This is a genomic window from Burkholderia sp. SRS-25 (assembly GCF_004343765.1).
GTDB classification, from domain to species: Bacteria; Pseudomonadota; Gammaproteobacteria; order Burkholderiales; family Burkholderiaceae; genus Burkholderia; species Burkholderia contaminans.
This window is the reverse complement of the sequence record NZ_PTXM01000020.1, coordinates 65,603-87,923: the sequence shown is the minus strand read 5'-3', so window position 1 is coordinate 87,923 and position 22,321 is coordinate 65,603. Positions and strand designations below refer to the sequence as shown.

22 protein-coding genes and 2 pseudogenes are annotated in these 22,321 nt (G+C 66.1%); 12 read left to right on the top strand and 12 right to left on the bottom strand.

Annotated features, from left to right (window positions below):
* Positions 1-19: 19 nt before the first annotated feature.
* Positions 20-2,704, bottom strand: coding sequence for a pyruvate dehydrogenase (acetyl-transferring), homodimeric type (gene aceE / locus C5O79_RS26985; protein WP_122476281.1), 2,685 nt, complete (start codon positions 2,702-2,704; stop codon positions 20-22).
* A gap of 173 nt (positions 2,705-2,877) precedes the next feature.
* Here aceE and C5O79_RS26980 point away from each other — a divergent pair, with 173 nt between their 5' ends.
* Positions 2,878-3,333, top strand: coding sequence for a MarR family transcriptional regulator (locus tag C5O79_RS26980; RefSeq protein WP_047849707.1), 456 nt, complete (start codon positions 2,878-2,880; stop codon positions 3,331-3,333).
* Between the two features lie 18 nt (positions 3,334-3,351).
* On the opposite strand, the gene C5O79_RS26975 is transcribed toward C5O79_RS26980, so the two are convergent.
* Entirely contained in the window at positions 3,352-3,783 is a 432-nt protein-coding gene (locus C5O79_RS26975) for a hypothetical protein (RefSeq protein ID WP_122476279.1), read from the bottom strand.
* A gap of 105 nt (positions 3,784-3,888) precedes the next feature.
* On the opposite strand from C5O79_RS26975, the gene C5O79_RS26970 reads away from it, so the two are divergent.
* Both C5O79_RS26970 and C5O79_RS26965 read left to right on the top strand, forming a co-directional pair.
* Positions 3,889-4,536 carry a glutathione binding-like protein gene (locus C5O79_RS26970; protein ID WP_122476277.1) on the top strand — a complete coding sequence of 216 codons (648 nt, stop codon included), beginning with the start codon at positions 3,889-3,891 and terminating at the stop codon, positions 4,534-4,536.
* A 202-nt stretch (positions 4,537-4,738) separates the two neighbouring features.
* Entirely contained in the window at positions 4,739-6,253 is a 1,515-nt protein-coding gene (locus C5O79_RS26965; RefSeq protein ID WP_122476275.1) for a cytosine permease, read from the top strand.
* A gap of 171 nt (positions 6,254-6,424) precedes the next feature.
* Here C5O79_RS26965 and C5O79_RS26960 read toward each other — a convergent pair.
* Positions 6,425-7,179 (bottom strand): annotated as a pseudogene (locus C5O79_RS26960) (glucose 1-dehydrogenase).
* Between the two features lie 40 nt (positions 7,180-7,219).
* A complete protein-coding gene (locus tag C5O79_RS26955; protein ID WP_122476273.1) occupies positions 7,220-7,756 on the bottom strand; it encodes a VOC family protein in 537 nt (178 codons plus the stop codon).
* A gap of 252 nt (positions 7,757-8,008) precedes the next feature.
* Between C5O79_RS26955 and C5O79_RS26950 the strand changes: the two are divergent.
* The 3 genes and pseudogenes from C5O79_RS26950 to C5O79_RS26940 all read left to right on the top strand — a co-directional run.
* Positions 8,009-8,257: pseudogene (locus C5O79_RS26950) on the top strand (MFS transporter); the annotation flags it as partial.
* Positions 8,258-8,413: 156 nt separating this feature from the next.
* Entirely contained in the window at positions 8,414-9,664 is a 1,251-nt protein-coding gene (locus C5O79_RS26945) for an MFS transporter (RefSeq protein WP_122476271.1), read from the top strand.
* Positions 9,665-9,837: 173 nt separating this feature from the next.
* On the top strand, positions 9,838-10,449 hold the full coding sequence (locus C5O79_RS26940) for a cysteine hydrolase family protein (RefSeq protein ID WP_122476269.1): 612 nt from the start codon (positions 9,838-9,840) through the stop codon (positions 10,447-10,449).
* 20 nt (positions 10,450-10,469) lie between these two features.
* Here the strand turns inward: C5O79_RS26940 and C5O79_RS38675 are convergent, their stop codons facing one another.
* Both C5O79_RS38675 and C5O79_RS26930 read right to left on the bottom strand, forming a co-directional pair.
* Entirely contained in the window at positions 10,470-11,996 is a 1,527-nt protein-coding gene (locus C5O79_RS38675) for an amidohydrolase family protein (RefSeq protein WP_236862335.1), read from the bottom strand.
* Positions 11,997-12,229: 233 nt separating this feature from the next.
* Positions 12,230-12,706: a nuclear transport factor 2 family protein gene (locus C5O79_RS26930; protein WP_122476265.1), complete on the bottom strand. Its 477-nt coding sequence runs from the start codon at positions 12,704-12,706 to the stop codon at positions 12,230-12,232.
* 329 nt (positions 12,707-13,035) lie between these two features.
* Here C5O79_RS26930 and C5O79_RS26925 point away from each other — a divergent pair, with 329 nt between their 5' ends.
* Complete coding sequence (locus C5O79_RS26925; RefSeq protein WP_046548219.1) at positions 13,036-13,422, top strand: helix-turn-helix domain-containing protein; 387 nt, start codon at positions 13,036-13,038, stop codon at positions 13,420-13,422.
* Positions 13,423-13,915: 493 nt separating this feature from the next.
* Here C5O79_RS26925 and C5O79_RS26920 read toward each other — a convergent pair whose 3' ends face one another.
* Entirely contained in the window at positions 13,916-14,290 is a 375-nt protein-coding gene (locus C5O79_RS26920) for a YXWGXW repeat-containing protein (RefSeq protein WP_122476263.1), read from the bottom strand.
* Positions 14,291-14,897: 607 nt separating this feature from the next.
* On the opposite strand from C5O79_RS26920, the gene C5O79_RS26910 reads away from it, so the two are divergent.
* On the top strand, positions 14,898-16,016 hold the full coding sequence (locus C5O79_RS26910) for a porin (protein WP_046548217.1): 1,119 nt from the start codon (positions 14,898-14,900) through the stop codon (positions 16,014-16,016).
* Between the two features lie 180 nt (positions 16,017-16,196).
* On the opposite strand, the gene C5O79_RS26905 is transcribed toward C5O79_RS26910, so the two are convergent.
* Positions 16,197-16,595: a GreA/GreB family elongation factor gene (locus C5O79_RS26905; RefSeq protein ID WP_039343999.1), complete on the bottom strand. Its 399-nt coding sequence runs from the start codon at positions 16,593-16,595 to the stop codon at positions 16,197-16,199.
* A 512-nt stretch (positions 16,596-17,107) separates the two neighbouring features.
* On the opposite strand from C5O79_RS26905, the gene C5O79_RS26900 reads away from it, so the two are divergent.
* Positions 17,108-17,437 carry a DUF4148 domain-containing protein gene (locus C5O79_RS26900; RefSeq protein ID WP_046548216.1) on the top strand — a complete coding sequence of 110 codons (330 nt, stop codon included), beginning with the start codon at positions 17,108-17,110 and terminating at the stop codon, positions 17,435-17,437.
* Positions 17,438-17,594: 157 nt separating this feature from the next.
* Here C5O79_RS26900 and C5O79_RS26895 read toward each other — a convergent pair whose 3' ends face one another.
* A complete protein-coding gene (locus C5O79_RS26895; RefSeq protein WP_039344004.1) occupies positions 17,595-18,053 on the bottom strand; it encodes a CBS domain-containing protein in 459 nt (152 codons plus the stop codon).
* Between the two features lie 178 nt (positions 18,054-18,231).
* On the opposite strand from C5O79_RS26895, the gene ribA reads away from it, so the two are divergent.
* Both ribA and C5O79_RS26885 read left to right on the top strand, forming a co-directional pair.
* Positions 18,232-18,882, top strand: a complete 651-nt coding sequence (gene ribA, locus C5O79_RS26890) for a GTP cyclohydrolase II (RefSeq protein ID WP_039344006.1) — start codon at positions 18,232-18,234, stop codon at positions 18,880-18,882.
* A 150-nt stretch (positions 18,883-19,032) separates the two neighbouring features.
* Positions 19,033-19,599 carry a GNAT family N-acetyltransferase gene (locus C5O79_RS26885; protein WP_047849716.1) on the top strand — a complete coding sequence of 189 codons (567 nt, stop codon included), beginning with the start codon at positions 19,033-19,035 and terminating at the stop codon, positions 19,597-19,599.
* 22 nt (positions 19,600-19,621) lie between these two features.
* Here the strand turns inward: C5O79_RS26885 and C5O79_RS26880 are convergent, their stop codons facing one another.
* Positions 19,622-20,008: a VOC family protein gene (locus tag C5O79_RS26880; protein ID WP_039344010.1), complete on the bottom strand. Its 387-nt coding sequence runs from the start codon at positions 20,006-20,008 to the stop codon at positions 19,622-19,624.
* A gap of 297 nt (positions 20,009-20,305) precedes the next feature.
* On the opposite strand from C5O79_RS26880, the gene C5O79_RS26875 reads away from it, so the two are divergent.
* Positions 20,306-20,596, top strand: coding sequence for a hypothetical protein (locus C5O79_RS26875; RefSeq protein ID WP_046548573.1), 291 nt, complete (start codon positions 20,306-20,308; stop codon positions 20,594-20,596).
* A gap of 174 nt (positions 20,597-20,770) precedes the next feature.
* Here C5O79_RS26875 and C5O79_RS26870 read toward each other — a convergent pair whose 3' ends face one another.
* Positions 20,771-21,535, bottom strand: a complete 765-nt coding sequence (locus C5O79_RS26870; RefSeq protein WP_047849717.1) for a hypothetical protein — start codon at positions 21,533-21,535, stop codon at positions 20,771-20,773.
* Between the two features lie 51 nt (positions 21,536-21,586).
* Positions 21,587-22,195 carry an acyl-homoserine-lactone synthase gene (locus C5O79_RS26865; RefSeq protein ID WP_047849718.1) on the bottom strand — a complete coding sequence of 203 codons (609 nt, stop codon included), beginning with the start codon at positions 22,193-22,195 and terminating at the stop codon, positions 21,587-21,589.
* Positions 22,196-22,321 lie beyond the last annotated feature (126 nt).

The following is a 22,321-nucleotide window of genomic DNA, read 5'->3' as shown; positions in this document are numbered from 1 at the left end:
CCTGCCGCGCACCGCGTGACTACACGCTGGCCGGATCGACCTTGTCGATGTCGATGCCGTAGCGCCGGATCGCTTCGCCTACCTTGGCGCGCGGTATCTCGCCGTCGTCGGCGAGCGCCTTCAGCGCCGCGATCACGATGAAGTGCCGGTCGACCTCGAAGAACGTGCGCAGCGCGTCGCGCGTATCCGAGCGGCCGAAGCCGTCGGTCCCGAGCGACACGAAGCGCCGGCCGTCGACGAACGCGCGGATCTGGTCACCGACGATCTTCATGTAGTCGGTCGCCACCACCACCGGCCCCGTGCGGCCGTCGAGGCATTGCTGCACATACGGCACGCGCGGCGCCTGCTCGGGATGCAGCAGGTTCCAGCGTTCCGCGGCGAGCCCGTCGCGGCGCAGTTCGTTCAGGCTCGTCGCGCTCCACACGTCACTCGACACACCGAAGTCCTGCGCGAGCAGGTCGCTCGCGGCGATCACTTCGCGCAGGATCGCGCCGCTGCCCATCAACTGCAGATGCGGCGCATCGGCCGTGTGTGACGTACCTTCGCGCAGTAGGTAAAGCCCCTTGAGAATGCCGGCCTCCGCGCCGTCCGGCAGCGCCGGATGCGGGTAGTTCTCGTTGAGCAGCGTGATGTAGTAGTAGACGTCCTCCTGTTCCGCGAACATCCGCCGCAGGCCGTCGCGCACGATTACGGCAAGCTCGTAGGCATAGGTCGGGTCGTACGACACGCAGTTCGGAATCACCGACGACAGCACGTGGCTGTGCCCGTCGTCGTGCTGCAACCCTTCGCCCATCAGCGTCGTGCGGCCCGACGTCGCGCCGAGCAGGAAGCCGCGCGTACGTGCGTCGCCGGCCGCCCAAGCCAGATCGCCGACGCGTTGCAGCCCGAACATCGAATAGAAGATGTAGAACGGAATCGTCGGCAATCCGTGATTGCTGTACGCCGTGCCGGCCGCGATCCACGACGCGATCGCGCCCGATTCGTTGATGCCTTCCTGCAGGATCTGTCCGTCCTTCGCTTCCTTGTAGTAGCTGAGCTGGCCGCCGTCCTGCGGCGTATAGAGCTGGCCGAGATGCGAGTGGATGCCGATCTGGCGGAACAGGCCCTCCATCCCGAACGTGCGCGACTCGTCCGGCACGATCGGCACGACGAGCTTGCCGAGTGCCGAATCCTTCAGCAGCGTGCCGAGGATGCGCACGAACGCCATCGTCGTCGACAGCCCGCGCTCGCCGCTGTCCTTGAGCTGACCGTCGAACGCAGCGAGCGGCGGTGCCGGCAGCGGCGCCACGGTACTGAAGCGGGCCGGCACGTGGCCGCCGAGTGCGGCACGGCGTTCCACGAAGTAGCGTGCCTCGGCGCTGCCCGGTTCCGGCTTCAGGTAGGGCAGTTCGTCGAGCTGCGCATCGCTGACCGGTAGCGCGAAGCGGTCGCGGAACGCACGTACGGCATCCGCGCTCATCTTCTTCAACTGGTGGTTCACGTTCTGGCCTTCGCCGGCCTCGCCCATCCCGAAGCCCTTGACCGTCTTCGCGAGCACGACGGTGGGCCGTCCGTCCGCGCGCATCGCCTGCGCATAGGCCGCATGCACCTTTTCCGGATCGTGGCCGCCGCGCGCCAGTTTCCAGATGTCGTCGTCGGACAGGTCCGCGACGAGTTCGAGCAACTCGGGATACTTGCCGAAGAAATGCTCGCGCACGTACGCGCCGCTCTGCGACTTGAAGGTCTGGTAGTCGCCGTCGACGCATTCCATCATGCGCTGGCGCAGCAAGCCCGTCGTGTCGCGTTCGAGCAGGCGATCCCAGCCGGCGCCCCAGATCACCTTGATGACGTTCCAGCCCGCCGCACGGAACGTGCCTTCGAGTTCCTGGATGACCTTGCCGTTGCCGCGCACGGGGCCGTCGAGGCGCTGCAGGTTGCAGTTGACGACGAAGATCAGGTTGTCGAGCCGTTCGCGCCCGGCGAGCGAGATCGCGGCGAGCGATTCGGGCTGGTCCATTTCACCGTCGCCGAGGAATGCCCAGACCTTGCGGCCCTGATGCGCTTTCAGCCCGCGATATTCGAGGTAGCGCATGAAGCGCGCCTGATACGCGGCCGTGAGCGGCCCGAGCCCCATCGACACGGTGGGGAATTGCCAGAAATCCGGCATCAGCCGCGGATGCGGATACGACGACAGCCCGTCGCGTCCCGCTTCGCGCCCGGTCTCGCGGCGGAAGTTGTCGAGTTGCGCGTCCGTGATGCGGCCTTCCAGGTACGCGCGGCCATAGATGCCGGGCGCCGAATGCCCCTGGATGTAGACCATGTCGCCGTCGAACGTATCGGTGCGGCCGCGGAAGAAGTGATCGAAGCCCACGTCGTACAGCACCGCGGCCGACTGGTACGTCGCGATGTGCCCGCCGACGTTCGAATGCCGGCCGGCGCGCAGCACCATCACCATCGCGTTCCAGCGGATCATCGCGTTCAGGCGTCGTTCGAGCGCGAGATCGCCCGGATAGGCCGGTTGCCGTTCACGCGGCACCGTGTTCACGTACGCGGTCGTCACGCGGCCGTGCAGGTCGCCGTGGCGTGCCGCGTCGAGGTCGGAAAGCCGGTCGAGCAGGTAGTGCGCGCGCGGGCGGCCTTCGAGTGCGATCACGGATTCGAGCGCATCGAGCCATTCGCGGGTTTCCTGCGGGTCGATGTCGGGTAGCGTGAGAGGTGCGGTCATGCAATGTCTCCAGAAGCATAAGACTGCGCGAGGCGACGATCGTGGCGCCGCGACGCGCGACGGAACGCCCGCCGATCGGCGGGCAGATGGTTGCAATTGCAATCGTATGGAGGCAATTGTTATCGAGGTAAAATTTAATTGCAACTGCAATTCAACGAGAGGAACGACCTGACATGAGCGCACCCGAACCCGATCTGTGGTTTTCGTTCGTCCGCGCACACCGGACGATGATTCGCGAGATCGAGCGCCGCCTCGCGGCGGCCGGCCTGCCGGCCTATGCGTGGTACGACGCGTTGTGGGGCCTCGAAAGCGGGCCCGACGGCACGCGCCGCATGCACGAACTCGCCGACGTGCTCGCGATCGAGCGCTACAACCTGACGCGGCTCATCGACCGGCTCGAACAGGAGGGGCTCGTCACGCGAGCCCGTTCGGCGGACGACGGCCGCGCCGCGTATGCGAGCATCACCGACAAGGGGCGGACGCTGCGCAAGAAGATGTGGAAGGTGTACCAGTCGACGGTCGCGGAACTCTTTCTCGATCAGTTCGGCGGCAAGGAACAGGCGGCGATGGCCGCCGCGCTCGACCGTGCAATCGCCGCGGCGCGTGAGGCCGGAGCCGACGCGAAGTAGCGGCAGCCGGCCCGCGCGTCAGCCGCTCGCATGACGGCGCATCGCCTGCGCGGCCCAGTCGGCCGGCACCCGGCCATCGTCGGCCAGCAGGCGAAGCGCGACCGCGGCGATCCAGCGTGCATTCGGCGCGCGCGTGCCGGCACCGGCGCCCGGGCCGGCGGAGTCCGCGCCGAGCGCCGCGAAGCGGGCCGGGACGAACGCGCCGATCTGCGCGGCGACGTGGTCGGCGTCCGCAGACGGTTCCCGTGCATCGGCACGCACGATCCATACGCGTTCCGATGTCGCGGCATCGCGTTCGAGGCAATCGGCGGCGGCGCGCATCGCGCCGAGCGGCGACACCGCGCGGCCACGCGGCGCGAGCCGTTGCGTCAGCAGTCTTTCGAGGCAGGCCGCCGCGGCGCGGCGGGTGTCGGGTGTCCGCACGGGCGGACCGGATCGCGCAGTCTGCATGTCCCTCCTCCGAGTACTGGCATGTCGCCGGGGCAATCGATTCCGGCTTAGGATTGCAATTGCAACGATTGTAGTTGCAACGACAACCGGAAAACAAGGACCGACATGATCTCGACGCATCCCCTCACGTTCCATACCGCCGACACGCCGAACGGACACAAGATCGCCATTTACCTGGAAGAGGCCGGGCTCGCCTACGACCGCGTGCACGTGAATCTGTCCGCCGGCGAACAACGCAGCCCGGCGTTCCTCGCGATCAACCCCAACGGCAAGATCCCGGCCATCGTCGACCACGACGCCGGGCTGACCGTGTTCGAATCCGGCGCGATCCTGAGCTATCTCGCCGCGAAGACGGGCGTTCTGCATCCAGACACGCTGGCCGAGCGCACGGCCGTCCAGCAATGGCTGCACTTCCAGATCGGCGGGATCGGGCCGATGCTCGGCCAGCTCTGGTGGTTCCTGCATGCATCGACGACGGTCAATGCGCAGGCGCTCGAGCGTTACCGGAACGAGGTGCGGCGCCTCTATGGCGTCGTGAACGGCCGTTTGGCGGAATCGGCGTATCTCGCGTTGCCGCGGTATTCGATCGCCGATATCGCCGCGTTTCCGTGGCTGCGCGCGGCGCCCGAACTCGATCTCGATCTGGCCGACTACCCGCATGTCGAGCGCTGGCTCGCCGGCATCGAGGCGCGGAAAGCCGTTCAGCGGGGCCTGATCGCATGCCGCGCGCCGGCGGCGGAGGGCGCGCACTGACCTCGCATCGCCCGCGCCGTACGGATGGCGCGGGCGCCGGCCGCTGGCCTGCCGGGAAACATTGTTCTCCTTCGTCGTAAACGTCTCGAATGCGTGATATTTGCGCCGCTCGATCCGGTTTAGAGTGGCCGCGAATCGATGACGATGTGTCGTATCGCCGCAGTCCCGGGCGGTACAGACGCACCAGAGGAGTGGGAGACAAATGAGTGAAGGCAGGATTACGCAGGTCGAGTCGTTCGGTTTCGAGCGCATTCCCGATGCATCGCGCTATGCGCGGCCGATCGATCTGTTCAGGTTGCTGTTCGGCGGCTGCAATACCTTTTCCACATCGGTGCTCGGCAGTTTTCCCGTGCTGGTCGGGCTGTCGTTCAAGGCGGGTGTCTGCGCGATCGTGCTCGGCGTGCTCGCCGGCACCTGCATCCTCGCGCCGATGAGCCTGTTCGGCCCGCGCAACGGCACGAGCGACCCCGTGTCGTCCGGCGCGCATTTCGGCATCCACGGCCGGATCGTCGGCTCGTTCCTCGCACTGCTCACGTCGATCGCGTTCTTCTCGCTCGCGGTGTGGAGCTCGGGTGACGCGCTCGTCGGCGGTGCGCACGACATGGTCGGCGTGCCGGTCAACGGCTTCACGCTCGGCGCAGCGTACTTGGTGTTCGCGGTGCTCGTGCTGATCGTCTGCATCTACGGCTTCCGCTTCATGCTGTGGGTCAACAAGATCGCCGTGTGGGCGGCGAGCGTACTGTTCGTCGCGGGCCTGTTCGCGTTCACCGGCCCGTTCGATATGAGCTACGCCGGCACGGTGCAGCAGGGCAGCGCGGGCTTCTGGGCCGCGTTCGTCGGCGCGGTGCTGGTGGCGCTGAGCAACCCGGTATCGTTCGCGTCGACGCTCGGCGACTGGGCGCGCTACATCCCGCGGCACACGCCGAAGCATCGCGTGATGGGCGCCGTGTTTGCCGCGCAGATCGCGACCTTCGTGCCGTTCTTCTTCGGCCTCGCGACCGCGACGATCATCGCGACGAAGGCGCCCGCGTTCATCGCGTCGAACGACTACGTCGGCGGGCTGCTCGCGATCTCGCCGCGCTGGTTCCTGCTGCCAATGTGCCTGATCGCGATCATCGGCGGGATGTCGACCGGCACGACGGCGCTGTACGGCACCGGCCTCGACGTGTCGAGCATGTTCCCGCGCCTGCTGAACCGTGTGCGTGCGACGCTGCTGATCGGCACGATCGCGATCGCGTTCATCTTCGTCGGCCGCTTCTGGTTCAACCTCGTCGAAAGCGTCGCGACGTTCTCGACGCTGATCGACACGTTCAGCTGCCCGTGGATGGCGATCATGGTGATCGGCTACGTGACGCGGCGCGGCTACTACCTTGCCGACGACCTGCAGGTGTTCAACCGCGGGCTGCGCGGCGGCCACTACTGGTTCACGCATGGGTGGAACGTGCGCGCGATGGGGGCGTGGCTGCCGGCTGCGTTCGTCGGACTGTCGTTCGTGAACCTGCCGGGGCAGTTCGTCGGGCCGCTCGGCAACCTCGCGGGCGGGCTCGATCTCAGCGTGCCGGTGTCGCTGGCGGTGGGCGGCGCGCTGTATTTCGTGCTGCTGACGCTGTATCCGGAACCGGATGGCGTGTACGGTCCGCACGGGCGACGCTTCGTGCGCGGTGGTGGGCAGGCGGCGCGCGGCAATGGCGCACCGGCGATCCAGCCGAAGGGGTAAGCGCGTGGTGCGTTGCACCGCAGACGACGATGCCGCCGCGCGGGAGAGCCGTCGGCGGCATCGTCGTTTTCGGGCGTGTGGTTGCCGGAGCGGCGGCTGTACGCGCCACGCAGTGCATCGCAAACGAATGCGCCCACCGGGCTGGTGGGCGCGTGTCGACGTGGATGCGTGTCAGTGGAACGAACTGCCTGCGAGCATCCCGCCGTCAACGATGAATTCCGACCCGGTGCAATACGCGGATTCGTCGGACGCGAGGAACAGCACGAGATTGGCCACCTCATCCGGCTTGCCGATGCGCGCGATCGGCAGGCCGCTGTAGATCGACGACGGATCGAAATCCGCGAACTCGGGCGGGCGTGCCATCACCGTATCGATGCCACCGGGGTGCACCGAGTTCACGCGAATGCCGTAGCGGCCGAATTCGAGCGCGGCGGCCTTCGTCATCCCGCGCACCGCGAACTTGCTCGAAACATATGCGCTGCCGCCCGCGACGCCTTCCATCCCGGCCGTCGACGACACGTTGACGATCGAGCCGCCACCCGCCGCCTTCAGCGCGCTCAGCGCCGACTTCATGCCGAGCCAGCAGCCGACCTGGTTCACGTCGATCACCTTGCGATAGTCGTCGAGCGCGCACGCTTCGATCGGCACGAGCTTCAGGATCGCCGCGTTGTTCACGAGGATGTCGAGCCGGCCGAACTGCGTGAGCGTTGCATCGACGGCAATCTGCCAGTCGGCTTCGCGGGTCACGTCGAGATGCTGGAAACGCGCGGCGTCGCCGAGTTCGGCCGCGACGGCTGGCCGGCTTCGTCCAGCACGTCGGCGATCACGACGCGTGCGCCTTCGGCGACGAATCTGCGCGCTTCCGCTTCGCCATGGCCGCGGGCGCCACCCGTGATCAGCGCCACCTTGCCTTCGAGTCGTTTCATGTTGCTTGCTCCTGTGAGTGAGAGGGGCGCGCGGGGCCGCTTACGCGGAGGCGGCCGCCGCGTCGATGATGCGGATCGGATCGGCGCCGTCCCATGCACGGGCCTCTGCGATGCCGCGCGCGATCATGTCGAGCATGCCGGCGCCTTCGATCACTTCGACGCGTATGCCGGGATCGTCGGGGTCGTCGAGATAGGCGACACGCGTGGCCGGGTTGCGTGCGTCGAACACGACACGCATACCGCGGGCCGTGAGCTGCGCGAGCGAGGCATCGAGATCGTCGACGACCCACGCGACGTGATGCAGCCCGACGAGCGGTTTCCCGTGCGCATCGCGGTACGGCGATGAAGTGTCGTTCGTCACGTGAATCAGTTCGATCTGCAGATTGCCGCGATACGCGAGTCCGACGTCCATCGTGACCGTCACGGGTTCGGCGAAGTGAAGGCCGTCGAGGCGCACGTTGCGGAATACGGTCCACGGGCCGACGTCGTGGCGTTCGCGCCAGCGCGCGATGCTGCGGTCGAGATCCGCGACCACGTAGCCGATCTGGTCGATGGGGCCGAGGGCAGGTTGGTTCATGGCGTCTCCGTGGCGGACACACGTGGGCGTGCCGCGCGATGAATGGTGGCCATGATCGCAACAAAGGGCGCGCGGCGTGCCGTCCAAACGGACGAGCTCGCGCGCCGCGCCGTGGCGTGGCGGGTGGGTAGGTGCGCCAGGGCGCGACGATGCAGGTGTGCGAAGTGGAACGGAGAAGGCGCGCGCTTCCCGCTGGACGATCCGCGCGTTCGGCTCCTTGACCGTCGGAGGCACACGGTTGCCAGCGCAAGCAGGTTCGGGTCGCGTTCGCGCTCCACCGGCATCGCGCTCGCCCACGACGTCGCGGTGATGATGTTCGGCGGCTTCGCGCCGTTCATCGTCACGTGGCTGACGCACGCGAGCGGGTCGCCTGTCGCGCCCGCGTGGTACGTATTGTTCGCGGCGTCGTTCGGGCTGCTCGCGAGCGTGTTCATGCACGATGGCGCGCCGTGCGTGCTCGCGCGCCGGCAGTTTCAGGGCGAGCCGTTGAGCGCCAAGTAGCGGCCGTGGCCTGCCGCCCGCTCCGGCGAGCCATCGGCGCGGGCGGCAGGCAGGGTAGCGGTCCTGCCGATGCTTAGCATCGCGGGCGGCGGCCTACCGCGGCCGCCGCCCCATCGTTACGCTTGGGCGATCATCCACTCTGTCCGGAAGGTCGCCATGTCCCGGCTCGACTACAAGTTGCTCGGCCCATGCCTGCTCGCGATCGCAATCGACGCGATGGGCTTCGGGCTCGTCTATCCGATGATGTCCGCGATCTTCAGCGATCCGCACGCGGGCATCCTGCCGGCCGGCGCCGGCGCGCATGCGCGCAATTTCTACCTCGGCCTCGGCTACGGGATCTACCCGTTGTGCATGTTCTTCGGCTCGTCGCTGATGGGTGACCTGTCCGATCGCTACGGCCGCCGCAGGATCCTGCTGCTGTGCTTGCTTGGCCTCGCGGCCGGCTACGCGATGATGGCGGCCGGTGCGTGGCACGCGAGCGTCGCGCTGCTGCTGGCCGGCCGCGGGCTCACCGGGCTCATGGCGGGCTGCCAGGGCATCGCGCAGGCGGCGATCACCGACCTGAGCACGCCGCAGAACAAGGCGTTCAACATGAGCATCATGTCGCTCGCGTTCAGTGCGGGCGTGATCGTCGGCCCCGTGCTCGGCGGCGTGACGTCCGATCGTACGATTTCGCCGCTGTTCAACTACGGCACGCCGTTCGTGCTGGTCGCCGCGCTGTCACTGGTCTGCGCGTCCTGGACCTTGGCGTCGTATCGGGATTCGGCCGCACCGCGCGGCGACACGCGCATCGATCCGCTGCTGCCGCTGCGGATCATCGGTGAGGCCGCGCGCCAGCGCAACGTCGCGTTCCTGTCTGTCGTGTTCTTCCTGATGCAGGTCGGCTACGGACTCTATCTGCAGACCATCATGCTGTTGCTGCAGGCGAAATTCGGCTACACGAGTGCGCGGCTGGGGCTGTTCAGCGGCGTGATCGGCCTTTGCTTCGTGTTCGGGCTGTTGTTCGTCGTGCGGCGGATGCTGCGCGTGTGGCGCGTGGTCGATATCGCGAAGACGGGCCTGCTCGTCGCGGGCGTCGGCCAGGTCCTGTCCGCGCTGTTCCCGCACGAGCCGGTGCTGTGGGCGCTCGCGATGGTCGTCGGCTGCTTCGACATGGTTGCGTACACGACGATGTATACGGCGTTCTCCGACGCGGTCAGCGAGGATCGGCAAGGTTGGGCGCTCGGCGTCGCGGGCTCGGTGATGGCCGTCGCGTGGGTCGTCACGGGCGCGCTCACGAACCTGCTGCCCGTGTTCGGCGAGATCGGCCTGCTGCTGGTCGGCGGTGCGGGCTTCCTGCTCAGCTTCGCGATGATGGTCGCGTATGGCCGCACGCAGCCGGGTGCGCGAACGGCCGCGCTGTCGTAGGCGCTTTGCACGTTGGCCCGATCCTGTCGGACGTTGTCCCGCGCACCGCTGTCGCGCCGGGGCGTGTGGCACGACACTGGCGCCTCGCGTCCCGGGAGCATCCGGGCCGCGTCCGGCGGCGCCGGCTGGCCCGGCGCGCCGTTCCTTCGACATGCCAACCGAGAGAGCGACCCATGCAACATCCGACCATCCGTACCTTGGCGGGCGCGAGCGCGCCGACATCGATCGACGCTGCCCGCACCGCGCTGCTGGTGATCGACTTCCAGAATGAATATTTCAGCGGCCGCCTGCCGATTCCGGAGGGACCGCGCGCACTGGGCAACGCGCAGCGCGTGATCGCGTTCGCCGATCGTGCGGGCATTCCGGTGTTTCACGTCCAGCACGTCGATGCGGCCGACGGCCCGATCTTCGCCGACGGCAGCGACGGCTTCCGCTTTCACGCGGACCTGCAGCCGGCGGCGCATCACACGGTGGTGAAGAAGACGTCGGTGAGCGTGTTCCCGACGACGGACATCGATGCGCGCCTGAAGGCGGCCGGTGTCGACACGCTGATCGTCACGGGCCTGATGACGCATGCATGCGTCGCCGGCGCGGCACGCGATGCGGTGCCGCTCGGCTACGCGGTGATCGTCGTCGACGACGCATGCGCGACGCGCGACCTCGACATCGCGGGCGGCGGCACGGTATCGCACCGCGATCTCCATCGCGCGACGCTGGCCGCGCTGTCGGACACGTTCGGCGACGTGTTGACGACCGAGCAGGTGCTGGCGCTTGCCGTCGCCTGACGGCCGCACGGATGCGTGCTTCAGTCGGCCCAGCCCGGCGCGGCGTATACGACTTCGCCGCGGAAGCACGTCTCGATCACACGAGTTTGCGCGAACGTCTCGACCGGATGCGCGAACGGATTGCGGTCGAGGATCGCGAAGCTCGCGTCCTTGCCCGCTTCGAGCGAACCCGTGCAGTCGTCGAAGCGCAACGCATACGCGGTGTTTGCCGTATAGGCCTCGCGCATCGTGAGCAGGTCGAGGCGTTCGTGCGGATTCCACGGCGGGCTGTCGGGCTGGTCGATCAGCAGGTGCGTGATGCCAGTCTGGATGATCTGCATCGGGTCCATCGTGCTGACCGACCAGTCGGAGCCGGCCGCGAGCATCGCGCCTGCGTTGCGAAGGCTGCGGAACGGATAGTTGCGCGCGGTGCGTTCCGCGCCGAGCAGGTCGCGGTAGAGCTGCTGCTCCTCGCGCGCGGCCGTCCACAGCGTCTGCACGCTGGCGATCGCGCCGAGCCGGTTGAAGCGGCTCATGTCGGCCGGATCGACGAGCTGCAGGTGGGCGAGCTGCGCGCGGCGGTCTCGCCTGCCGTTGCGGATCTGGACATATTCGAGCGCGTCGAGTGTCATGCGCACCGCACGGTCGGCGAGCGTGTGGAAATGCAGGTCGAAGCCGGCCGTATCGGCGAGCAGGCAGATCTCGTTCAGCGCGTCCTGGCTCCACAGCGCGAGGCCGCAGTCGTCGGTGCCGGCGTATGGATCGAGCAGCGCGGCGGTTCCTCTTCGGTCACGCCACGCGAACAGCCCGGCCCGGTTCGCCAGGCCGAGCTTCACGAGCGCGCGCCCGAGATAGGTACGTACGCTGCTCGGCTTGAGCGCGAGCGTGTCGGCGATCTGCGGGACGGGCCGGCCTTGCAGCACCGCGCGGCACACGAGCCGCTCGCGCTGCGACAGCGCCGCGCCGCTGGCCGACAGGCGCTGTTCGAACCGCTGCAGCAGCGCGCCGTCGTCCGAGCGCGGCGTCAGGCGGGCGAGCCGTGCATGCTGGATCAGAAGCGGCAGCACGAAATCGCCGAGCTGCCGCAGCAGCGCCAGCTCGGCCAGCGTATAGGACGGCTGGCCGCGCCGGCGGAACAGCGAGAACGCATAGACATAGTCGCGCTCGCTGCCGAGCAGCGTGCAGTCTTCGCCGAGATCGCCGAGCGCGAAATGGCGGCCGTATTCGGTTGCCGTATCGATGTCCTCGTTGCACGAGAACACGAGCTGCGAATCCGTGGCGCGCTCGATATGCGGGAGCTGCGTGTCGGTGCGCCAGTCGCCCTGGGTATACAGATCGAGCGCGTGGCGTGTGCCGTCGGGATCGTCGCCGCCCGCGAAGAACAGCACGTCGACGCTGTCGACCGACTGCGACGGTGCATCGCGACGGTAGCGTGTCGCGACGCTGTAATGGGACTGCGGGTCGACGGTTTCGCGCAGCCACGCCCAGAGCCGGGCGGGAAACTGCGGACTGCCGAGGCTGGCGACCAGGTCGCCGGCATTGCTGAGGGAAATATGCGCGGGGCTCATCGTTGACACCGTCTTCGCGAACGGCAGCCCGTGCCGGCGCGTTTCGCTTGCGACGGCACGCCGGCGGCGCGGCGGCGGGCGGTGCGGTCATGCGGGCCGGAGGCCGGTGCGGCGGCGAAGCTCGATTGTTGGGGACTTCGCCGGTGAGGGGCATCCGCGCTTGCCGGACGGACGGGCGGTCGTCCGTCGACGGATGGTGCGCATCGTGGCGCACCACGTGCCGGCCGCGCGCGTCAGAACATCGTGTTCGCGTTCGCGGACTTTTCCGGTACCGACTGGACCACGTCCCAGTGTTCGACGATCTTGCCGTCCTTTACGCGGAAGATGTCGACGACCGCTTCGCCGCGGTCGCCCGGGCGCTCCGTTGCATGCACGTGCAGGTAGACGAGGTCGCCGTCGGTTGCGCTGCGCACGATGCGTGCGCGCGAAGCCGGGTTCTTCTGGAACGCGCCGACGAAGTACGACACGAACGGCTTCTTGCCGTCCGGCACGTGCGGGTTGTGCTGCTTGTAGTCGTCCGCGACGACGGCGGCGGCTTCGACGGCTTCGTGCTTGTTGAAGAAGCGGTCGTAGAACGTCAGCACGAGCTGGCGGTTGGCTTCCTCGGCGGCCAGGTCGCGCGTGGCCGGGCCGGCGGCCAGCGCGGCCGTCGACGCGGCCAGCAGGACGAGCGCGGCAACGGCGCGAACGGGGGAGCGGAGCGATGACATGTTGCGGGTTCCTTGTCTGACGAAGCGTGGGTGGGGGCGCGATGCGTGACGGCGGGTCGAGCCTGCCGCGGCGATCGGCGTGCGACGGCGCATGGTTGCGGATACACGAGCCTTGTCGATGCGAAGGATTCACAGCTGGGTGCGAATCGTCACGATGCAGGCCGGGCGAGGCCGCACGCCGTCATCATGCTTCGTTGAACTGGCGAATCCGCGCGGCCGTCGGGTCGTTCGAATGGTACAGTTGCCGCGAATCCGTCACAAGAAGTCAGCGCGGTGTGAACAGGTCACACCGCGCTGACCATGCGTTGCCCTTGAAAGAGAATCCCGTCATGTCGTTTCCGCCCGCCGATGAACCCGTCGAACTCGATCAGCCGTGCCCGATCCGCGATGTGCTCGACCGCATCGGCGACCAGTGGAGCCTGCTCGTACTCGAAGCGCTGTCCGGCGGGACGATGCGTTTCAACGAACTCGGCCGTACGATCGGCGATGTGTCGAACCAGATGCTGTCGCGCACGCTCAAGCGGCTCGAGCAGGACGGCTTCGTCAGTCGCACGTTGCACGCAGAAGTGCCGCCGCGTGTCGAATATGCGCTGACCGATCTCGGGCGTTCGTTCCTGACGCCGATGCAGGCAATGATCCGGTGGGCCGACGAACATCATCGATCGATCTGCGTTGCGCGACGGCGTGCACGGGAGCTGGAGGGCGGCGGGCGCTGAGCGGGGCGCTTGCGCCGTCTTGTCGCAGGGTGTTGTGCCGCGGATCGGTTGTGATCCATCCGGCGACGCGTGGCTTGATTGCCGGTGTATCGCCATTGCATGATTTCGTTATCCGAATGGTCTCGTCGGGTTGAGCGAGGGCGCCGACGCTACGGTGTGTTTCATTCGGCCCGAATGCGGCAATGCGCTGGCGGTGCTCCGCTTGCAAGGGCAGGTGCGGGGCGACCGCGACAGCGGACTTTCTCCGCCTGGCGTACGAAGGGTGCGGCAGGGTCCGGTCGAGGCGGGATGGTGCGCCGTAGATCGGCGAGCATGTCGATGGTCGAGGTTGCGTGACCGGAAGCGTCGACGCCGGTTTGCGCAACGGCATTGGGGCGGGGGCTGGATTCGCGGGGGTGCCTGCCGGGCATCATGATTGTCGGGGCCGAACGGCACGGATTCGCCCGCACCGGCCCGCCCCGGGCCTGCCACCGGCCGGGCGCCGGATGGCTGCCTATCGCCACGTACCGTCGACGTAGATCCACACCTGTCCCTGGCGGCGCCAGTAGCCGGGCACCCATCGGCGCCCGGGACGCCGTGCGACCCAGCGCCCCGACACCCATATATAGCGGCCACGCTGCCAGCGCCAGTAGCCGTCCGTCCATATATAGCCGTGCGGCCGTGGCGGCGGCGGGCGGCGGTCGTGCCGGGCGGCCGGCGGTGCGAAGCCCGGGCGGTCCGGATAGGGCGGGCCGCCCGGCACGCGATTCGGGCCGGCCGGCCGGTAGACGGGCGGAGCGGGCTGGGCCGAGGCGGCGCGGAGCCAGCCACCGGTGCCCGCGAAGGCGGCGGTCAATCCGATGGCGCGTAACAACGAGCGTCGATTCATGGCGTGTCCTGTTCTGTATTCGAGGCTGCCTTACATTAGCCTGCCAGTCGGCCGGCCGGGTTACGCGAGCGGTTAAGGCTGTTACCGCATGTCACGGCAGGTGGGCGAACCCCGGCAGGTGGACGCCGGCTCTTCTATATGGATGGCCACGGGTGGATGTGACCCGCTGAACGAATGTCGTGCCCTGTTTGCTGGCCGACGGATGTGTTTTAGGTGTCCCGATCCTGAAATTCGAGATCGGATTGGGTAAAATTTGCCGATTCCGGGGTGTCGCGCCGAATCCGTTTGTTGTTTCTATGCAACCGTCAAGACGATGACATGAAAGAATGGTGCGATGAAAGGCTCCAAAAAGCCCCCGTCAAGAAGTCAAAAACAAACGTCAAAACAAATACTTATAACTCGGCCCCACTTTCATTATTTCTAGTTCTGGAAAAGCTTATTTCTTTATTTGCAGATCGCTCCCCTAGGGTACACCCCTAAACTCACGGTTCCCAAACGGGCAACTATCCGGGCGCCGCCAGCAGGATCGATGGCGCTCCCGGGCGGTTGCAGACCGTTTATGAACAAGGTCGCGAGACCTGCCTCTTTTTAGAAGGGAGCTCCACGAATGAACAAGACTCTGATCGTTGCAGCAGCTGCAGCATCGTTCGCAACCGTCGCTCACGCGCAAAGCAGCGTCACGCTGTACGGCGTGCTGGACGCAGGCATCACCTACACGAGCAACGTCCAGCCGGCACTCGGCCAAGCTGGCAAGTCGCGTTGGGCGATGGGTTCGGGCATTGACCAGAGCCGTTTCGGCCTGCGTGGCTCGGAAGACCTGGGTGGCGGCCTGAAGGCAATCTTCACGTTGGAAAGCGGCTTCGGTATCGGTGACGGCAAGCTGGGCAACAACGGCGGCATGTTCAACCGTCAAGCTTTCGTCGGCCTGTCGAGCCAGTACGGCACGGTCACGCTGGGTAAGCAATATGACGCAACGCAAGACTACCTGGCGCCGCTGACGGCAACGGGTTCGTGGGGCGGCACGTACTTCGCGCACCCGCTGAACCTCGACCGTCTGAGCACGACCGGTGATGTCGCTCAGAACAACACGATCAAGTTCACGAGCGCGAACTACGCTGGCCTGCAATTCGGCGGCACGTACTCGTTCTCGAACAACACGAACTTCGGCAACAACCGTGCGTACAGCGCAGGCGTTGCATACCAGTTCCAAGGCCTGAAGCTGGCTGGTGCATACTCGCAAGCGAACCTGGGTGACGGCACGAACGCAAACGGCGCAACGTCGTCGGCGATCGGTGGCATCGCTAGCCAAGGCCGCGTCCGCACGTACGGTGCTGCTGCTGGTTACGCATTCGGCCCGGCGCAAGTCGGCGCTGCATGGACGCAAGCGCGTCTCGACAACAATGCTGTCGGTCTGGGCACGCTGCGCACCGACAACTACGAAGTCAACGCCAAGTACAACCTGACGCCGGCTCTCGGCCTGGGCGCTGCGTACACGTACACGAACGCGAAGATCAACAACGGCAGCACGCACTGGAACCAGTTCGGCCTGCAAGCTGACTACGCACTGTCGAAGCGCACGGACGTCTACGCACAAGCTGTGTACCAGCGTGCAGCGAAGAACGGCATCGGCGCGTCGATCTACAACGGCAACAACTTCAGCGACAACCTGCCGAGCTCGTCGATCAACCAAACCGCAGCAACGGTTGGTCTGCGTCACCGCTTCTAAGCGTGACGGCGGGGTAACCCGCTTCGCAGCATCGAAAAAGGCGCCTTCGGGCGCCTTTTTTTTCGTCTGCGGAATGCGACGGCGACGATTCGGATCGCCGGAATGCAAAAAAGCGAGGCATTGGCCTCGCTTTTTGCATTCTGCGCCGGTGTCGAGCTCGGCAGCCGGCTGCCGATGGCGTCAGCGCGTGTATTCGCCGTTGGCTTCCGGCTGGAACACGATCGCGGAGACCTTCATCAGCTTTTCGGCACCGCTCGGCTGCATCACCTTGACCATCTGGCCACGCTGGGTGCCCAGCAGTGCCATGCCGACGGGCGAGAAGACGTTCAGGCGGCCGAGTTCGAGATTGGCGGCATCCGGATAAACAATCGTCCAGGTGGCCTGTTCCTGGGTCGCCTCGTCGAGCAGCGTGATCTGCGAGTTCATCGTGACGACATTGGCCTTGATGGCGTCGGGCTGGACGATGTCGGCACGCTCCAGCAGCGTGTCGAGCATGGTCTGGAAGCGCGGGTTATGTTCGGCGTGCTTTTCGAGGCGAGCAACGTCGAGTTCGGTCAACTGGTAAAGGCGTTGTTTCATGGGAGTTCTCCAAATGATCGGCAAGGGCAGGCGTGGCGTGCCTATGGGGATCGCCCGGAGCCTGTCTGACCTGGCTCCGGGAGGAGACCGAGCCGTCAGATCAGGCGCCGGGCAGGGGCGAGCGGCGCCTGGGTCGTGCGTCGAGCGAGGGGATGCACCGGATGGCCGGCGCGCGCGCGCACGCCGGACGGGCCGGACGGCGAAACCGTAAGGAGCGTGAGCGCGAACATGGTGGATGGAAGATCGACTGACGAATATAACCTTACGATTCTACAACACAACCTTCGGGATATGTGATTTGGCTGTCGGCATTTCGTCAGCGATTGTTGTGTGGATGAAGCAAGTTACGACGATGTCACTCGGGATGCGCCGGCGATTTTTGTCAAAATCGCAACGCTGTATGTTCAAACTAAGGGTTTCCCCTTGGATGAGCGACAACTAAACTGGATTCCATCGCTTCAGACAGTTCTGCCGAGGCGACGCCAAAAGAGAACATATACCGGAGGTAAATCATGAAGTCGATCATCTACGCAGCCATCGCCGCATCCGTCCTTGCCGCACCGATCGCATCGTTTGCACAGTCCGAACAGGGGCTGACGCGCGACCAGGTCAAGGCCGAACTCGTGCAACTCGAACAGAACGGCTACAAGCCGCTCGCGAGCGATTCGCAGTACCCGAACGACATCCAGGCAGCCGAACAACGGATCCAGCCGAACCAGCCGACGCTTGCTCAGGCCGACACGAGCGGCTATGGCGCCGTGGCGACGGGTGCCGGCCAGGCAGGCCGCCGCATCACGCGTGACGCGCCGAACCCCGTGAACTCGGTCTACTTCGGCAACTAATCGAACGTCCCCGGTCTGCCCGAGCGCAGGATTCAATCGACGAGACGCGCGGCATGAGCCCGCGTCGTTCGCCCGCAGGAGCAGAACCTCCGTCGCCGCATGCCGGCGGCTTTCCGCCCAGACGCTGACGCGTTTGGGCCTTTTTCGCTGGGGCGAATCAGGTGGAAGCGACCGGAGTGCCGTGAATGTAGTGTTCGAGTTGGCTGATCGTGAACTGCTGATCGGCAATCACGCTCTTCACGAGGTCGCCGATCGAGATGAGCCCGACCAGCTTGCCGCCGTCGAGAACGGGCAGGTGGCGCATGCGATGTTCGGTCATCAGCGCCATGCACTCGTCGGTGGATTGCGAGGGTTCGACGTAGCGCACCTTCGCCGTCATGATTTCCTCGACGCGGGTGGCTTTCGATGAGCGGTCCTGCAGGACGACCTTGCGCGCATAATCGCGCTCGGTGACGATGCCCGCGATGTCGTCGCCGTCCACCACCAGCAACGCGCCGATCCCCTTTTCCGCCATCAGCTTGATGGCGTCGTAGACGAGATCGGTCTTCGTGACGGTGTAGATCGTGCGGCCCGAATCCGGCTTGGCCTTGAGAATCTGCGCGACAGTCGTGCTCATTCGCTTTCTCCGTGTGCAGGTCGATACAGGGAAGGCAGGGCGTTGGTGCGCGACACCCGATAAGCCCAGTATAGCCGGGCAGCCAGTGGCAGTCGCGTGACGTTTCCAGATTAGCGGTAAACTCCGGTCACGCACTATCCACACAACTCCTACATTCCTGAACGTTTCGATTGAATTCATGATGTCTTCGCGTCCCCAATCGCCCACGCAGGGCAATGACCAGGCCGACGAGTGCGTGACACTCGTCGCCACCGCGTCGCTGCCTACGCGCTACGGTACGTTCAAGTCATACGCGTTTCGCGTATCGGGCAGCGATGCCGAACATCTCGCGCTCGTGATGGGCGACGTCGCCGGCGAGCAGTCCGTGCTGACGCGCCTTCATTCCGAATGCCTGACCGGCGATGTATTCGGCTCGTACCGCTGCGACTGCGGCGAGCAGCTCGATCTCGCATTGCGCTACATCGCGGCGGAAGACCGCGGCGTGCTGCTGTACCTGCGCGGCCATGAAGGGCGCGGGATCGGCCTGAGCAACAAGATTCGCGCTTACGCGCTGCAGGAGCAGGGGCGCGACACCGTCGAGGCGAACCTCGACCTCGGCCTGCCCGACGACGCCCGCGAATACGATTCGGCCGCCGCGATTCTCCGGATCCTCGGCGTGACGTCGGTGCGGCTGATGAGCAACAACCCGGCTAAGTTCGATACGCTCGCGAAGCACGGCATCCCCGTCTGCGAACGCGTGGCGCTTGCAGTGCCCGTGCGCGAGGAAAACGAGCGTTATATCCGCACGAAGCAGACGAAGTTTGGGCACTACTTCGAAGAAAACGAGTAATAGCCGCGGGCGCACCAGCGCCCGTATCTCGTCATTCGTTCACTGGATCGTCGCCGACAAAGGCGACGATTTCCATCTCTCCTCCATCCGTTCCGCTTTCAGGTTTGTGACGGCACTTGCGTTATTCCGCCTGAACGATCCGTCTCCCCTATGTCCACACCGTCTAAGATCGAAACCGAGCGCCTGACGCTGCGTCGCTGGCGGCCGGCGGACGTGGACGCGTTGTCGGCGATGCATGAGGATCCGGACGTGACCGCATGGCTCGCGCGCGGCCCGATGTCAGTTGACGAGTCGAGCGACGCCATCGCGCGCTTCGACGCGCATTTCGACGCACACGGTTTCGGCCCGTGGGCCGTCGAGCGCCGCGCCGACGCGATGCTGATCGGTGTGTGCGGCCTGTCGCACGTAGCGCGTGCCACGCATCCGATGGCGCCGTGCGTCGAGATCATATGGCGGCAGGCGCGTCACGCGTGGGGTCACGGCTATGCTGTCGAAGCCGCTGCCGCCGCACTGGCCGACGGGGTCGACCGGATCGGGCTCGGCGAGATATTTGCGTGGACGGCCGACACCAACCTGCGATCACGGCACGTGATGCAGCGGCTCGGCATGCAGCGTCAGCCCGCGCGCGATTTCGACCATCCGGCGTTGCCGGAAGGACACGCGCTGCGTCGGCACGTCGTGTATGCCGCTCGCGCCGCCGGCCACGCCGGCGCGTAACGGCTCACGCGTGATCACGCTGTCAGCGCCACGTGCCGTTCTGCAGCACGATCCGGTAGCCGTCGGCATCCTCGAAAGTCTGGCCGGATATTTCCCAGAACGGATTGAACGACGTCACCGGCATGAAGCCATGTTCCGTGGCGCGCGCGCAGGCGGCTTCCCATTCCGGCCGATCGGGCAGGTAGAACACGATCAGGTCTTCGGGCGTCGGTGACGGCGCGATCGGGTGGTCAGGGCAGTGCGTGAATTCGAAGTGATAGTCGAGGCCGTCGCGCCCGAGCATCACGCCGGAAAACCCGTCGTGATCTTCAAAGCGCGCGAGAACGGACAACTCGAGGGCGTCGCGATACATGCGCTCGGTACGGGCGAGGTTGCTGACTGGGCGGGCAATGCGCAGATGGGCGTGCAAGATGGCCTCGGAGGCGAGTGGCGGGCCGGTCAATGATAAGCCTGCCGATCCGGATTGCGTGTGGCGAACGGAGCGCGTGTCCGCGCGGGCCCATCGTATCGAACGATATGGGCACCTTCCGGCCAAACGAATCGAACCGTCGAACCTCGTCTCATGAAAGGAAAAACATGACGCTCCCGATCAAATGCGCACACCCCATTGCAGCCGGTGCTTGTCAGGACAACCTTCGGCGTCCTGTTTTAGCCTCAGTCTGTCGATCGATGGGCCGACGTGCGGATCCCGGGCGAGTGCGTGCGAATGGGTAAGCCCGATCTCCGTCGGCCGGTTACCGGCCCTTATCGCCAGTCGCGATGGGCGAGCGTGCTGGAGGTTGCCTTTGGATGGGTGGCCAAGGGGACGATGGTACTGGTCGGACTCGGCATGGTCGCATTAGCGGCCCTGACGGGCGACGTGGGTGCACTGGCGGACCTGCCAACGACCAAAAAGGGTTGGTTGACCCTGCTGCTGGTCGTGTTCGCGTTGGTCGTGCTGATTTTTGCGGTGCACCACTACTGGCCGTGGCCGCCTGGTGCGCGCCCGGCAGGTTAGGCGGGGGAGGAGGGGGATGTGTCCCCGCAATTCGAGCGGGCAAGAAAAAGCCCGCTTCATTGAGCGGGCTGAATCCATGTTTGGAGACATGGAGGAGACAGACGTAAATTTAAGGGAAAACCCGAGGCATGGCAAGCCCTAGTTGTATCGATACAACTTCTTGTTGCGCCGCACTCACATGCCGCCTGCCCGGGCGTGCGCCGCAAACGCGCTGAACCGCTCCTGCGCGATCGGTAATGCGTACTTGTCGCGCATCTCCGTTTCGATCCATGCACAGGCCTCGCGCGCGCAGTCGGTCAGCGCATGCCGCGTAGCATGGCCATCGATGTCGTAGACGAAGCGCACGCCAACCTCGTCGTCGGCCACCTGCCGCTCGAGCTGGTTGAGCTGCAACTGCGGCCCATGCTGTTGCGACAGCGCACGCAATTCATCGAAGTGATATTCGAGCCAGTCGGCGAAGAACAGCGCGTCGCTGTGGCACGGCAGCCGGAAGGCCGCGCTGCGCGACGGGCGCGGCCCGGGTTCGCCGGCCGACGCGCGCGGTTCGCCGTCGGTGGCGATGGACGCGTCGACGGGCGCGAGCGGCTGCTGAATCTGTCGGTAGGGCTCGCGATCGCGCAACGCATGCCACAGCAATTCGTCGCCGGCGGCGCCGGAAGGCTGCATCGTCAGGTCATGCCGGCCTTCGCCGGCCGGCGCGATGTCGCGGATCACGAGGCGCAGCGAGCAGAGCGGCTCGTCCGCGACCAGCAGCGTCGCCGCGCGCGGCAGCCCGCAGACGAGCGGCGCGGCGCCGGCCGCACGGAACACGAGCCCGCGACGGTCGAGCCGCACGAGCGGCAGCGGCCGGGGAAACGACGGGTAGACAACCGCGATGCGGGCGCCGTTGGCGCTCGTCAACCCGGGCATCATCGCGCGAAAGACCTGAGACTGGTCCACGTTGATTCTCCTTCGTTACGATGCGGCCCGGACAGAAACGCGCGTTCCGGTTCAGGCGGCGATGGCTTGCCGGGCAGCCTGCCCCGGCTCGATTCCCAGTGCTGCAAACGTTTGCGGATCGATGTCGATCCAACATGCGACCACCAGACGTCCGTCTACCTGCCTCGGCGGGCCTGCGCGGTGCGCGTGTATGCCGATCCGGCGGAACAGCCGCTCCATGCTCGCGAACGTCACGCCGATCAGCTGCCGCGCGCCAAGCTGCGCCGCGCATTCGACGACGGCTGCGAGCATCGGGCGCACGGCCCATTCGGCATTGCCCGGCCCGCCTTCGTCGTCGGTTGCCGCAAACCGGGACAACTCCCAGACGGCGGCCGATTGCGGCAGCGGCATGTCTTCGGCGATCAGGTCGGCGAACAGCGACTTCAGCAGATACGGGCGCGTCGTCGGCAGCAGGCGCGCACATCCGCACATGTCGCCGCCGGCGTTCCGCGCGAACACGTACACGGTATCGTCGCGATCGAACTGGTCGCGCTCGAAGCTTTCGTTCGCCGACGGGAGTGCCCAGCCCAGCTGCTCGACGAACACACGGCGCCGATAGCGCCCGAGATCCGCCGCAAGTTCGTGTGGCAACCGCCCTTCCTCGTGAACGAAGGTCCGCATGGTGTCCTCGGATCTGTGCTTTTGTATGCGTGCATTACATCGCGCAGCACGAGGGGGCTGTAACTGGTAACTCTTACAGGGTGACGCCGGAAAGACGCCGTTTAGGACGTGGTAACGGTTTCTTGA

Bases quoted from the DNA above. Each gene is read 5' to 3' on its own strand.
- aceE (WP_122476281.1), bottom strand. From the start codon at position 2,704: ATGACCGCACCTCTCACGCTACCCGACATCGACCCGCAGGAAACCCGC.
- C5O79_RS26980 (WP_047849707.1), top strand. From the start codon at position 2,878: ATGAGCGCACCCGAACCCGATCTGTGGTTTTCGTTCGTCCGCGCACAC.
- C5O79_RS26975 (WP_122476279.1), bottom strand. From the start codon at position 3,783: ATGCAGACTGCGCGATCCGGTCCGCCCGTGCGGACACCCGACACCCGC.
- C5O79_RS26970 (WP_122476277.1), top strand. From the start codon at position 3,889: ATGATCTCGACGCATCCCCTCACGTTCCATACCGCCGACACGCCGAAC.
- C5O79_RS26965 (WP_122476275.1), top strand. From the start codon at position 4,739: ATGAGTGAAGGCAGGATTACGCAGGTCGAGTCGTTCGGTTTCGAGCGC.
- C5O79_RS26955 (WP_122476273.1), bottom strand. From the start codon at position 7,756: ATGAACCAACCTGCCCTCGGCCCCATCGACCAGATCGGCTACGTGGTC.
- C5O79_RS26945 (WP_122476271.1), top strand. From the start codon at position 8,414: ATGTCCCGGCTCGACTACAAGTTGCTCGGCCCATGCCTGCTCGCGATC.
- C5O79_RS26940 (WP_122476269.1), top strand. From the start codon at position 9,838: ATGCAACATCCGACCATCCGTACCTTGGCGGGCGCGAGCGCGCCGACA.
- C5O79_RS38675 (WP_236862335.1), bottom strand. From the start codon at position 11,996: ATGAGCCCCGCGCATATTTCCCTCAGCAATGCCGGCGACCTGGTCGCC.
- C5O79_RS26930 (WP_122476265.1), bottom strand. From the start codon at position 12,706: ATGTCATCGCTCCGCTCCCCCGTTCGCGCCGTTGCCGCGCTCGTCCTG.
- C5O79_RS26925 (WP_046548219.1), top strand. From the start codon at position 13,036: ATGTCGTTTCCGCCCGCCGATGAACCCGTCGAACTCGATCAGCCGTGC.
- C5O79_RS26920 (WP_122476263.1), bottom strand. From the start codon at position 14,290: ATGAATCGACGCTCGTTGTTACGCGCCATCGGATTGACCGCCGCCTTC.
- C5O79_RS26910 (WP_046548217.1), top strand. From the start codon at position 14,898: ATGAACAAGACTCTGATCGTTGCAGCAGCTGCAGCATCGTTCGCAACC.
- C5O79_RS26905 (WP_039343999.1), bottom strand. From the start codon at position 16,595: ATGAAACAACGCCTTTACCAGTTGACCGAACTCGACGTTGCTCGCCTC.
- C5O79_RS26900 (WP_046548216.1), top strand. From the start codon at position 17,108: ATGAAGTCGATCATCTACGCAGCCATCGCCGCATCCGTCCTTGCCGCA.
- C5O79_RS26895 (WP_039344004.1), bottom strand. From the start codon at position 18,053: ATGAGCACGACTGTCGCGCAGATTCTCAAGGCCAAGCCGGATTCGGGC.
- ribA (WP_039344006.1), top strand. From the start codon at position 18,232: ATGATGTCTTCGCGTCCCCAATCGCCCACGCAGGGCAATGACCAGGCC.
- C5O79_RS26885 (WP_047849716.1), top strand. From the start codon at position 19,033: ATGTCCACACCGTCTAAGATCGAAACCGAGCGCCTGACGCTGCGTCGC.
- C5O79_RS26875 (WP_046548573.1), top strand. From the start codon at position 20,306: ATGGGTAAGCCCGATCTCCGTCGGCCGGTTACCGGCCCTTATCGCCAG.
- C5O79_RS26865 (WP_047849718.1), bottom strand. From the start codon at position 22,195: ATGCGGACCTTCGTTCACGAGGAAGGGCGGTTGCCACACGAACTTGCG.